The 12975-nt window shown below is 47.1% G+C and carries 12 protein-coding genes; 6 read left to right on the forward strand and 6 right to left on the reverse strand.

From position 1 onward, the window contains the following. Positions 1-95 precede the first annotated feature (95 nt). The 3 genes from PAHA3_RS06830 to PAHA3_RS06840 all read right to left on the reverse strand — a co-directional run bounded on the left by PAHA3_RS06830 (position 96) and on the right by PAHA3_RS06840 (position 3456). Complete coding sequence (locus PAHA3_RS06830; protein ID WP_235599380.1) at positions 96-1211, reverse strand: AbrB family transcriptional regulator; 1116 nt, start codon at positions 1209-1211, stop codon at positions 96-98. A gap of 146 nt (positions 1212-1357) precedes the next feature. Then, the gene (locus tag PAHA3_RS06835) at positions 1358-2668 is read right to left on the reverse strand and encodes an MFS transporter (RefSeq protein WP_062834042.1); all 1311 of its coding nucleotides are present in this window, start codon (positions 2666-2668) and stop codon (positions 1358-1360) included. A gap of 77 nt (positions 2669-2745) precedes the next feature. Next, on the reverse strand, positions 2746-3456 hold the full coding sequence (locus tag PAHA3_RS06840; RefSeq protein WP_062834043.1) for an O-methyltransferase: 711 nt from the start codon (positions 3454-3456) through the stop codon (positions 2746-2748). A 133-nt stretch (positions 3457-3589) separates the two neighbouring features. On the opposite strand from PAHA3_RS06840, the gene PAHA3_RS06845 reads away from it, so the two are divergent. Next, a complete protein-coding gene (locus PAHA3_RS06845) occupies positions 3590-4486 on the forward strand; it encodes a LysR family transcriptional regulator (protein ID WP_062834044.1) in 897 nt (298 codons plus the stop codon). A gap of 103 nt (positions 4487-4589) precedes the next feature. Here PAHA3_RS06845 and PAHA3_RS06850 read toward each other — a convergent pair whose 3' ends face one another. Further along, positions 4590-5309 carry a YoaK family protein gene (locus PAHA3_RS06850; RefSeq protein ID WP_082762858.1) on the reverse strand — a complete coding sequence of 240 codons (720 nt, stop codon included), beginning with the start codon at positions 5307-5309 and terminating at the stop codon, positions 4590-4592. A gap of 85 nt (positions 5310-5394) precedes the next feature. Further along, a complete protein-coding gene (locus PAHA3_RS06855) occupies positions 5395-6270 on the reverse strand; it encodes an alpha/beta hydrolase family protein (RefSeq protein WP_062834046.1) in 876 nt (291 codons plus the stop codon). 243 nt (positions 6271-6513) lie between these two features. On the opposite strand from PAHA3_RS06855, the gene PAHA3_RS06860 reads away from it, so the two are divergent. Next, positions 6514-7257 carry a GTP pyrophosphokinase gene (locus PAHA3_RS06860; protein WP_062834047.1) on the forward strand — a complete coding sequence of 248 codons (744 nt, stop codon included), beginning with the start codon at positions 6514-6516 and terminating at the stop codon, positions 7255-7257. A 6-nt stretch (positions 7258-7263) separates the two neighbouring features. Beyond that, positions 7264-8499 (forward strand): multidrug effflux MFS transporter, encoded by a 1236-nt coding sequence (locus tag PAHA3_RS06865; protein ID WP_062834048.1) that lies wholly within the window; start codon positions 7264-7266, stop codon positions 8497-8499. Between the two features lie 148 nt (positions 8500-8647). Here PAHA3_RS06865 and PAHA3_RS30370 read toward each other — a convergent pair whose 3' ends face one another. After that, on the reverse strand, positions 8648-9256 hold the full coding sequence (locus PAHA3_RS30370) for a hypothetical protein (RefSeq protein WP_167350854.1): 609 nt from the start codon (positions 9254-9256) through the stop codon (positions 8648-8650). Positions 9257-9767: 511 nt separating this feature from the next. Between PAHA3_RS30370 and PAHA3_RS06875 the strand changes: the two genes are divergently transcribed. From PAHA3_RS06875 to PAHA3_RS06885, 3 genes are all read left to right on the forward strand, one after another. Next, entirely contained in the window at positions 9768-10739 is a 972-nt protein-coding gene (locus tag PAHA3_RS06875; RefSeq protein WP_062834050.1) for an iron-hydroxamate ABC transporter substrate-binding protein, read from the forward strand. Positions 10740-10908: 169 nt separating this feature from the next. Then, positions 10909-11529, forward strand: coding sequence for a flavin reductase family protein (locus PAHA3_RS06880; protein WP_062834051.1), 621 nt, complete (start codon positions 10909-10911; stop codon positions 11527-11529). A 191-nt stretch (positions 11530-11720) separates the two neighbouring features. Beyond that, the gene (locus PAHA3_RS06885) at positions 11721-12875 is read left to right on the forward strand and encodes a type III polyketide synthase (RefSeq protein WP_062834052.1); all 1155 of its coding nucleotides are present in this window, start codon (positions 11721-11723) and stop codon (positions 12873-12875) included. Positions 12876-12975: the final 100 nt, after the last annotated feature.

Genomic DNA, 12975 nt, shown 5'->3' on the forward strand with positions numbered 1-12975 from the left:
ATGCTGAAGATGAGTCTGTACCAATAAAAGAGAGTATCCGCAGGATGTGATATCAAATGGATACTCTCTTTGGCATGGGATCAGACAAGATATGATTATTGAAGTGAGGGCTTATCTTTCTTTCCCTTCAACATATGTACGAGAATCATCTTCAGTACGGAAGAGACGATGAAGAAAATAAACAGGATGCGAAATAATTGGTACCCGGATACAACCGAAAGATCGGCATTCACTTCATGTGCCATGATACTCATCTGATCCATGCCGCCAGGGGCCATACTGAGTAGTGAGGTTGCCGCGGAGAGGGAGAATACATTCATTAACAGATAACTCAATCCAAGCGCACCAGCAATGAGAAGTACACTGCTAATCACGGCTAGGGTCACCGTCTGTGTTTTACGTTGCAACTGTTCCGGCTTGAGCATCAGTCCAACGTGACTGCCTATCATCAATTGCGATACGTTCAGCAGGGAGGTTGGCAGACTGGGCATGTGCATGGCTGTACTTAATTGAATGACACACATAACGATCATGGGACCCAGCATAAAGGCCGTCGGAAACCGGAGTTTTCGTGCAACCCATGCACCCGCTACACAGAGCGGAGCATAGAGCAGGATCTCGGGGAAAAGGGCTTCCCACGTTGCTATGTCAATGAGCGGCTGACCTGAACTGCCACCTGCGGTACCTCCAATCCACGGACTGAACAGCAAGAACGGAACACAGAAGACAATCATGATCAGCCGAGTCACCTGCAAAAAGGTAACCAGTGTCAGATTGATGGATTTCATCTCTTCTGCAAGGGACACCATCTGGGATAGTCCCCCTGGAATGCTCCCAACCAGCAGGGAGGGGAAGTCAAAGTCGGTTACCTTAGAAGCGATGTAGGCCGTAAGCACACACAATCCGATTAACAGCAGGGTCATCAGCAGCATCATGGGAAGTTGTTGCAAAATGCCGTGCAGCGCCTCTTCTGTTAAGGTGAGTCCAATTGAATAACCAACAATCAGAATGCCATAGTCCCGGATGGAGGCAGGCCACATAAGCGGCCACTTGGCAACTTGGGAACCAAGCAACATAAATACCATTGGTCCAAGCAACCACGGGATCGGTGTATGAATGGCTGTGAACAGCAATCCGCCAAGAACAGAGACACCCAGACTAAGAAAAAACCGAAAGACAACGTAGGAACCGAGCTTGCGCATCAGTTCCATCCGTTTAGCCTACCGGTTGAATGAGGTGGTATGAGATTCGGGTATGCATTCAGGTTCAATGAAAGAATCATGTTCATGTGTGATCACTCCTGATGATGAGATACGTTGCGTTATCTGCGGAACAACCAAGCTGCTTTTTCAACTTATCAAGATCCTGCAAGAGCCGTAGCGGAAGGCTTGGGTTCTCTGAACATTACATAATACATCAGTGATGAAATAACGTATAGACTACCAGTGATGCTGAATGTGATCGCGTAACCCCAATACGTTCCGTACGTGGTAACCAGGTAGGATTGCACAGGTCCCATGGTCGCCCAACCAATCATGAATGAGGTCTGCATCAGTGAATTGGCAATGCCGCGGCGTTTGTCTGATATTCGGTCCACCAGTATGGCTGAATGAATGGGATTGGCTGCGTTCATCAATGCTTGTCTGAATAAGAAACTCAGCGAAGCGATGAACAACAGATTGGTGAAGCCTGTTAATAGAAGGAAGGGCAACGACATGACCTGGAAAATGACAACAGCTCGTACGCTCCCGACCTTTGCTGCCAAGGTAGGACCAATCAGCATGGATACAATCGTCATAATCTGACCGAGTGCAATCAACAGGCTCATGCCGCTCAGAGAAACCGAGAACCGATTGGTGAAATACAGATTCAGGTACGGTACAACCAGTCCTGAGCCTAATCCAATTAATAACTGGGTCACTACAAACTGACCAATCAGTCGGGAATCTTTTTTCTTCGTGATCAAATCGTCCGTGCTTAGGGTACTCGTTGAACTTTCTTTTAGATCTGCATTGGGTTGAAGAACGGGTTGTGCCGGAATTGTTGTCTGCGTAGCAGCCGTGCCTTCGGTTACAAATAACAGTGGAATAAACGCAGCCAGTGTTGCTGCACCACCGACAAATAAAACCGTCTGTAATCCGGTCACTTTGGCGAGTCCTGCCGTATGTAACAAATCTGCGAATACGCCGCCACCCAGGCTACCAAGCACCTGGGAAGCGAGCACAAGGGATGAATAATAACTGAACATCTTAAGCCGCTGACTTTTCTTGACGTTTTCTGCCAGATAAGGAATGGCGAGTACCTGAAATACACCAGCGAAAAGGCCAGAGAATACCGCAAACCAGATGAGTCCGGTAGCCGAATAATCGAAGGAGCGTCCAATCAGAAAGATTCCGCTGAATAACGCCCCCGTAATGAGTAGCCGCTTGCGACTGAACAGATCACCGCATAGACCGATAGGAACAAACATAATGGCTGTTGCAAGTGATTGAATACTTACAATCTGGCCGTTCATTGTATCATTATAACCCAGACCCTGAATGTACAGATTGTACAAGACAGAGAACATGCCATTTCCGATCTGATACAGAATGCTAGCCAGGAAAAACAGTTGAATATTGCGGGACCAGCCGCGAATTTCATCATGAATATGTCGTAAAACTCTCAAGTGGTTCCCTCCAGTCTGCCTGTGCAGTGATTCCAGTTTAACAGGAAAGGAGAATTTGCGGAAGAATTGACCACTGTTTATTTTGGTATAGGGGTATCAATCACACGAGCGATGACGAATCCATCGTAACCTTTGCTACCGACGGTTTGCAGTGCCGTAGCTTCAAGCCCAGGGTGTTCGGCAATCAACTGCAGGAAGGCTCGAACGCCTTGAACTCTGGGGTCCGTGCTGTCCGCTCGGATTACTTCACCTTCCCTGACAATATTGTCACCAATAATAAGACTCCCTGGCCGAGTCAGTCGTAAGGCCCATCTCAGATAATCGGGATTACTGGGTTTGTCCGCATCGATGAAGATCATATCAAACGGTTCCCTGTATTCTTCCTGAACATTGGGAAGGGTGGTCAGGGCAGGACCAACTCTCAGGTCGACCTTGTGCATCAGTCCTGCACGTGTGAGATTGGCACGTGCCAAGTCCGCATGATGTGGTTCGGATTCCAGTGAGACGATGTGTCCATGTTCAGGTAGCGCTCTTGCCATCCAGATGGTACTGTATCCACCCAGTGTGCCGATTTCAAGTACACGGGATGCACCTTGGATTTGAAGCAGGAGCTGGAGTAACTTTCCTTGATTCGGTGTTACGTCATGAGCGGGCAGTCCAGCTTCGGCATTGGTTTGCAGTGTTTGCTCCAGCAAGGTATCCGAGGGAATCAGCAGATTATTCATGTAGTCGTCGACTTGAGTCCAGGTATGCTGAGAGTTGTTCGTATTTATATTTTTCATTTTCATATGTTCCTTTCCTTGTCTCTTGTATTGGATTTCATAATTCAACTATAGATGGAGTGAATATATAAATAAAATATATAATATGTATGTTAATATAACTTTAGATTATGTATTTGACATGGAAGAGGTGTAGCACATGAATCTGCATGGATTACGATTATTTCATGCCATCGTGAGATATGGCGGGGTCACTCGTGCCGCAGAGGAATTGAATATTAGTCAGCCTGCGGTATCTTCTCAGGTGAGGAAGTTTGAGCGTGAACTGGGAATTCGACTTTTTGTTTCGGAGGGAAGAAGATTGGTGCTTACGGATGCCGGGATGCAGTTAACAGGTTATGCGGAACGTCTGTTCATGCTGGAGCAGGATGTCGAGAATTTTGTGCAGGATTTTAGGGAGGGCAAGAAAGGACTAATCCGGCTTACGGCAACTTACTTGCCTTCGAATTTTCTACTGCCGGCCTGGATTGCGCGGTTCAAGCAGATGCATGAGGATGTGGAGCTGGTTGTGAGCACAACCAACACCCGGATGGCTTTTGACCAGTTGCTTCGCTACGAGGCAGAGATTGCAGTGTATGGTGGAAGTGGAATCACACATTCGGGTGTCCAATGGGACGAATTGTTTGACGATGAGATGTGGTTTGTTGTGCATCCCGACCATCCGTATGCGGGCAAAGAAATTGAGCTGCATGAGATGGTGGCAGAACCGTTCATTATGCGCGAAGAAGGCAGTGCCACACGTGAGCGGCTCGTGTCCCTTTGCACCACAAATAACCTGACCGCTCCCCGCATTGCGCTTCAGTTCAACGGGCTGAACGAAACGATCAGTGCGGTGAAGGCAGGTTATGGGGCCAACTTTATATCTTCTTTGGTTGTGAAGGAAGATGTGCATCAAGGCAGGCTGGCACGTGTGTACGTTCGAGGTGTACAACTGAGAAATACGATTGCCGTATGTACAAGAGCAGGGGAAGTATTGTCGCCTGCTGCACAGCAACTGGTCAAGTTTATCCGCCAAGAGGCTGCTTTGGTGGAATAAAAAGTGAGATTGTACTTAAAATACGTGTTCAAAAAGAGCAGTTTCAAGTACCCTAGAGCGACTCTTGAACAGCCTCTTGAAATAAATAAGTTTTTTTTTTGAACTATTTACTTTCACCTTGTTGTGGAGTACCCCATGCATGTAATCGGGCATAAAGGGTTACACCGCCAATGGTCAGAACAGGAATCCAGACTGCGATCATGGGCACACGGTGGAACAGCAACGCGGCTACAATGACGCCGACCAAATAGATAACAACAGCACCCGCACGAAGGTAGGAGTCTGTAGATAAGGCTTTGACCAGTGATCGGATATTGGCATGTCGCAGCCTTTTAAGGATGCTTACGGTATCCTCAACCACAGCGGCGAGATTATTGGTGAGCACGGTTGTTGAGATGCCGGCAATTCCAATTCGGCGTGCTGCAGTCGTTTGCATCCCCATTGCAATGGCTAGTATGACAATTAATAGATAAGACAGTTGTTCTGAAAATGGACTAATCATGGCGATCGCGAACAACAGGAGCAATATGCTTTCAACAGTAAATACGGCTGTGACCTTAGAGGACCAGCCATTTTTGGTCTGCACATGTCCAACCATATGTGCTGCAATGGCATTGCCGGCTATAAAACCGATGAGGGCTAGCAGTGACCGCAACACGACAAATTCCTGCGCACGGGCGATGGCAATACCGAGCAGTACAATATTTCCCGTCATATTGGCTGTGAGCACATGTCCGAGTCCCAAATATCCAATCAGATCGACCATCCCCGCAGACATACATAGAAGGAGCATCGCGTACTTTTGGAGGGTGTTTTGATTCATCATATCCGTCCTTTCAAAAAAACGTAACCCCTCCAGTATACAGCCATAACGCATGATTCTTCAAAATGAAATTCATGGCGCGGGACTATGGTGCCGTAAGCCAATCAAACATATTGTTCACCGCTGCCTCATGTATTCTCTGGTGAAAATGATGATCCTGCCCGCCATAGGCGTGAAACGTAACGTTAGCACCTCTGCGCTTCAGCCAGTGATACATCCGAGTTCCGTGACTATAGTTCACCTGTGTATCTGATGTGCCGTGCATGATTAGTACAGGGCAAGAGAGTTTGTTTGCATTCGACAAGGGAGATCGGGCGAGATAAGCTTCCGGAACTGCGCGCGGGGAACCACCCAGCACCCGTTTTAATGTGCGCCTCAGGTCGGTTCGTTCATGGTAAGTGCGTTCGACATCGGCGACACCGCTCCAGAGAACTAGTTTATGTACTTTGTCCGGTCCTTCATTGTAGACAGTCGCCGTATGTACGGCATTAATCGCTCCTCGGGAGAAGCCCATTAACGATATCCGAGTCGAGTCGGCAAAAGGCAAACGCTGAACCAACCGGTAAGCCGCATGCACATCTTCGGTATCTCTTCCGCCATACTCGTCACGTCCTTCACCGCCTTCGTTACCACGATAGGATGGAGCGAACACGATATAACCTTTCTGTACAAATTGCTCAAGCCAAACGGTATTAACACCTCCATAGCTGCCAAGTCCGCCGCGACAATAGATCAGTACCGGCCACTGTTCCGGTATGTTATCCGTATCATGCATTGTTGTAGCAGGGTAGTGGCTGGCGAGCGGCTGTAGATGTAGAGACTTATGTATGGGAGCGAAGTCCGGAAAAGCAGAGGAGTCAGAGCATGGATGAGAAGTTTCATTTGTGAGAGCAGATAACGAACAACCGTGTGGCAGAAATAAATAAGCTTTAACCCGAAGCGTATCGGACGAATACGTCACTTGATAGAGCAGGGAAATCCACCTCTTTTATTCGTAATAACGGGCCAAATGACAGGGATGCTTCTATATGATGCACGTAAAATAAGATCCCATACCTTCCGGCCGAATCGCCAGCCCGAATGTGAGAAATTCGTTTATTGGCTCCATATGATTTATAATGGTTCAGGAGACATGTGGATTGACCGCTGTCCTCATATTTATAAAACTAACTTTAGTGTGCAGAAAGAAAGGGAGAAAGCTATGATGAACGCTCCACATCCAATTGATCAATTCAAGAAATTTAAATATGAAATTACCAGATTTATGATGATCTATAAATTTGCTCTGGATCAAATGGAGACCAAGATTGAAGTCCTGAAGGAAGAGTTCCAGTCTCTGCATGATTACAGTCCAATTGAGCATACGAAGTCCAGACTGAAGTCGCCTGAAAGCATTATGAACAAGATGTTCCGCAAAAATCATGAGTTAACGTTTGAGAGCATCAAGCAAAATATCAAGGATATCGCCGGGGTGCGGATTACATGTTCCTTTATCTCGGACATCTATCGCATTAAGGATATGCTGTGCAATCAGAGTGACTTGCGTGTGCTGGAGGTCAAAGACTACATCGAAAATCCGAAGCCAAATGGCTACCAAAGTCTTCACTTGCTAGTCGAAGTGCCTGTGTACATGTCCAATGGTGAGGAACGAGCTTGTGTGGAGATTCAGATTCGTACAATTGCGATGGATTTCTGGGCGAGTCTGGAGCATAAGATTTTTTATAAATACAATAAAGATGTTCCGGAGCATTTGACCAGGGAACTTAAAAGTGCGGCAGACTCTGCGAATGCACTGGATCAGCAGATGGAACGACTTCACCGGGAAATTCAGGAGATCAAAGACGCCGAGAACGAGCGGGATGAAGAAGAACTGCGCCGTATTATTATTAACAATCAACAGTTCACACTGCCGTCCAACTTGCTCAAGCTGCTGGGTAGCGGGGAGTAGTACTCGATGAAAAGTACAACAGCCTCATTGAACACGAATTCCACATCGCGTGTACGAATGGCATTAATTCTGGGGACGCTGTCGGCCTTCGGGCCGTTGTCCCTGGATATGTATTTGCCCGCATTGCCCACGCTGGCTGATGAGTTCGGCTCATCTACCTCGTATGCTCAGCTCAGTTTGACGGCGTGCATGATTGGACTTGCGGTTGGTCAGTTGCTTGCAGGACCTCTAAGTGATGTACGTGGTCGGCGAACACCGCTCATCGCAGGGCTTGTGCTCTATACCATCGCATCCATACTCTGCCTGGTCAGCCCCACGATGGGCTCTTTTGTTGTGCTGCGATTCATTCAGGGTGTAGCCGGAGCGGCCGGTATTGTCATCTCGCGTGCAATCGTCAGAGACGTATATTCGGGCCCGGAACTGACACGGTTCTTCTCCCTGTTAATGCTGATTAACGGTGTAGCACCGATCGCCGCACCGATCATTGGTGGACAGTTGTTGACGTATACGTCGTGGCGCGGCGTGTTTATTTTGTTGAGTCTCATCGGTATACTAACGCTGTTTGCTGTCATTTTCGGTCTTGGAGAAACATTACCTGCCAACCGCAGATCAAGCGGGGGACTGAAACAGACCTTGATTACGTTTCGCCAAATCGCAGGGGATCGTCAGTTTATGGGTTATGCGTTAACTCAGGGCTTCGTAGCAGCTGGCATGTTTGCCTACATATCAGGTTCACCGTTTGTGCTTCAGAAAATATATGGGGTATCCCCGCAAATGTTCAGTGTTTGCTTCGCCATTAACGGGCTAGGCATTATTTTGGCTAGTCAGATTGCTGGCAGACTCGCAGGGAAAGTATCTGAAACCCGCCTGTTAATTGCGGGGCTGCTAACCGCGGCGCTGGGAGGAACTTCACTGCTCATCGCGATCCTGGCGGGAGGCAATCTGATCTCTGTGCTGATTCCGTTATTTTTGGTGGTATCCAGTGTCGGGTTGGTCAATACCGCGTCCTTCGCCCTGGCTATGGCTAATCAGGAGAAGTCGGCAGGCAGTGCGTCTGCACTCATAGGAGTGATGACATTCCTGTTTGGAGGTGTTGTCGCTCCGCTCGTAGGTCTCGGAGGAGAAGGAACAGCTGTGCCAATGGGAATCGTTATTGCGTGTGCTGATCTCGGTGCCTTGGTGATTTACTTCCTAATGGTCAGTAGAGGCAGGAAGCGTCAGAACGATCCGGCACTGAGTTAAAAGTACTGATTCTGTAAGCCTTAATATTGTTGAGTTTAGTTGGCAAGGTTACTTCTGTTTCAAAGAACGAATAAAGAGCCCCACTTGGAAGGAATTATGCTTCCAAGTGGGGCTCTTGCTTATAGGTAAGGACAGGGTAAGGACAGGTTTAGCAGAGCGCAAACAAAATCTGTGTATTCAACAGGATACCTGGCGTCTGGAATGGATAGAAGTACCCCACTACAAAACCAAACAGATTAATGGCAGGCCACATCAGGTAGACATCATTGTAAGTGAATACAAGGGACCAACGGTTGTAGCAAAAGTTGGGCAGTGCACGTTCTTCATTATCCCGAGGTGCCGCTGCACCCGTTTGTGCAAATTGCACGGCTTGAGTGAGACTTTGTGGCTGTTGCTGGAGGAAGAGCGGAAGCAGACCCGGGCTGCTTTTGATCAGGTTATACAGGAAAAGCATTTCTGCCGGAGGCTGACCTACCGGACGAGGATAGGCACTAAGCAGCGTAGGCAGATTGCCTTGAGCCAGTTGCGCAGGTACACCCGGTGCTGTACCTGGGATTGTACCCGGAATGCCTCCAGGGATATATGGACCTGGTCCTCCGCCTGGAATGAATGGAGGATAGGAGCCTTGGCCGCCAGGTATACCAGGAAATGTCGGACCTCCCGGTGTGCCGCCACCTCCACCACCTGGGAACAGTGGAGGCAGTTGAAATGAACGGTCTTCTCCATAGCCTAGATAAGGGTTATATTCGTAATACATGTACAGAACATCCTTCCTGTCGTCGTATTCTGCATACAGCATATGGCGGCATCCGCCTATATGTGAATCTCGTCAAGAAGATTTTATATGATCTATATAGTTGAACTAATCATTTACACCAAACGGAGAGGATAGAAAAAACCTGAAAAAGCGAAGCTGTCGCCTAAAATCTTTCTGAAAGAAAGCTGCATCGGAAGCATACGCTATCTCCTTATTTTCCCTTGGAGAAAAGGGAATCGTAAAAAAATCTGGGGATAACAGCGATTGGAAGGTTGTTCTATCATCGTAGTGTCAGTGTAAATAAATTTTAGTTCAACTGTATAGCGCAGAGCATAATCGAATTGACAACTGAACTGATAACAATTATCATTGTCAATGGAATTGGACAAAGGTACATACGGATATTATATGTGTCAATAATAGTATTTGAACGTAGATATCTGTCATAATAACGCCGAATAAGGTGTTCATATTGAAAGGGGTTAATAAAGTGTTAAAGAGTAATAGAAAGATGATTATGCTTCTAATTACGGTGATGGTCATGTCCATCTGGTTGGCAGCGTGTGGAGCGAAGCCTGCAGAGAACGGAGCAGCGGGAGAGAACGATACAACAACGGAGACAGAGACGCAAACAGAAGCCCCGACAGAACGCACGTTAACAGATGCAATGGGACACGAAGTAACCATCCCGGCTAATCCGGAGCGCGTTATCGCAGCTTATCTGGAAGACAATCTAGTAACAATAGGTGTTAAGCCAGTTGCCCAATGGTCTGTAGCCAACGGAATTCAGGAATATCTACAAAAAGATCTGAATGGTATCCCTACAATTGCCTTCGATCTGCCTTTCGAAGCGGTAACAAGTTTTAACCCGGATCTGATTATTATCGGTTCCGAAAGTGTGGTTGAAGGTGAGAAGTACGAACAGTACAGTAAGATTGCACCGACTTACGTACTCGGCGATGAAATCAATAGCGACTGGCGCAAAACGCAACTGAAAATCGGTGAAATTTTGAATAAGAGTGCCGAAGCACAGAAAGCGCTGGATGATTACGAAGTTAAAGCAACAGAAATCAAGGAAAAGATCAACACCGTTACAGGTGGAACGAAATCGGCAGCGGCCATTTGGTTGGTTAGCGGCAAGTTCTTCATCGTAAGTGACAATGTATCGAGTGGAGAAGTAATGTACAAAGAATTGGGACTTGTAGAGCCTGAAGTTGTAAAAGAAATCTCTGCGAGTGCTACAGGTAACTGGTCTTCCATCTCAATGGAGAAATTGGCTGAAATGGATGTAGACTACTTGTTCTTTGTGAATAGTGATGAAGGTGCAGGTTCAGAAGCACTGAAAGATCCGGTATGGCAAAGCATCCTGGCTGTGAAAAATGGTAATTTGTTCGAATTTCCCCGTTCTAGCAGCTGGCTGTATAGTGGAGTTCAAGCGAACCTTCAAATTATGGAAGACATTCAGAACAGCATCGTTAAATAAGAAATAACTAATATGAAATGGCATGTTCAAACTCCTTGGTGCAATGGGTACCAGGGAGTTTTTTTGTTAATTCAGCATTTTACGATATATAATAAAGAAGTAGAATCATTGTCATGTCATGAATTAGAGTTGTCATTTACTTCACGAGCAGGGAAGGGGATATTTACATATGTATACATTGGATCCACGTGAAATAACGGGAAGAGACAACTATAAACTGATGAGTGGTTCAGTGGTGCCACGTCCAATTGCTTTTGTGACGACACGTTCAGATGAGTATGGTGTGATTAACGCAGCGCCTTTTAGTTTCTTCAATGTGGTTAGTTCGGACCCACCACTGTTATCCATATCCATTGCACGTAAAGACGGGATCATGAAAGATACCGCACGCAATGTGCTTGCTCATAAAGAACTGGTGGTGCATATCTGTGATGAAGAAATTATAGCCGAAGTGAATGAGACAGCAGCCATACTGGAACCCCACGAAAGTGAGCTTGAGCGGACAAAACTTACTATAGTGCCAAGTACCAAAGTTTCAGTTCCGGGAATTCAGGAAGCACTCATTCGGATGGAGTGCGAGCTGTATCAGCACATTCCGATCACGAACGATGAGGGCAAACCAGCCAGTGATCTGCTGCTAGTACGCATTGAACAGTATCATTTCAGCGAACAAGTCTATAATCCTGATAAAGGCTATATCCTGATGGATCATTTGAAACCAGTCAGCCGACTGGCGGGTAATGATTATGCCAAGCTTGGGGAGAGATTTACAATAATTCGGCCTGAATAGTTCTGACAGATTAGAAATGTAATATATGAATGGGTTTGACCCAATAGCAAAGGCGGACAGCATGTGCGAAACTCGCATATGTTGTCCGCCTTTGCTTGTTGATATGAACATAAACGGGACAGGGAGTGAATAGACTTGTACTATATCCTGCACATTTCATATGAACCATTTATATATAGGAGGTTAAGCCGATGAACCAGCTTGAGGGAACTACAGGCGCAAGTATTATGGGAATAGGGACGGCGTTGCCAGCCCACCGTATTGAGCAAAAGGATGTGTCTGCCCGTCTCGCGCAAGCGCTGGAACATGAGCCGGATGCGAGAAGATGGGCGAAGCGAATCTTTAATCAGTGTGGTGTGGAGACTCGTTATACATGTGAACCAAATCTGCTTGAGCCTGTGGAGGCTTGCCGATATTTACCCTTTACTTCTACAGAAGAAGTCCCGACTACAACCGAGCGTATGGCCAAATACAAAGCTGCTGCTGTTCCACTTGGTCTCGAGGCGGCAGGACAGGCCCTTCACGATGCAGACGTATCATCCGTGGAACTTACGCATCTCATCACGGTTAGCTGCACAGGGCAATTCCTGCCTGGGCTTGATGTTCGGCTGATCCAGCAGCTTGAACTTTCACCGCAGATCAACCGGATTCCACTGGTGTTTCAAGGATGTGCAGCCGGTCTGAAGGCGATCCAATTGGCGAATTCAATCGTAACGACAGATCAGAAGGCTAAGGTTCTCATCGTGTGTGTCGAACTGTGTACGCTTCACTTCCAGCCATCTGCCAAACGAGATGACCTATATGCTGCATCGTTCTTCGGAGACGGAGCATCTGCCTGTGTCATCGGTGCCTCAGGAACAGGCCGCAATGAATGTTTTCGACTGGGCCGTGGGCACTCAACGTTGCTCCCTGACTGTGCAGAAGAGATGATCTGGGAAGTAGGCAATACAGGCTTCGATCTCTACCTGTCACCTCAGATTCCGAAGCTGCTTGGTTTGCATCTCGGTCCAGAAGTAGAGCGTTTATTGAAGGGAAGTGCTTTACCAGAAATATGGGCGATCCATCCAGGAGGCAGAGGCATCGTGGATGCCGTTCAGAAGCTGTATCAGTTGACAGATGAGCAGGTCTCCTACAGCCGAAACATCCTGCGGGATTATGGCAACCTATCGTCCGTGACGATTCTTTTTGTTCTTCAAGCGATCCGCGAGGATTACAGACAGAAGGAAGAGCATTCCAGTGGGATAGCGCTGGCCTTTGGCCCGGGATTAACAGCAGAGTTACTTCCTTTTACATACATCCCTGCCCCCATAGCGAACAGAACACCTGTGAATCATGGCATTCAATAGTTCACGAACCCGAGTGAAGGAGATATACACCGCAAGTGTATGAATGTACTTATAAATCTTACCGATGAACATAATCGAATGACTAATCTGATCGCAGAGG

The sequence above is a fragment of the Paenibacillus amylolyticus genome (assembly GCF_001570725.1).
Taxonomy (GTDB): Bacteria; Bacillota; Bacilli; order Paenibacillales; family Paenibacillaceae; genus Paenibacillus; species Paenibacillus amylolyticus_A.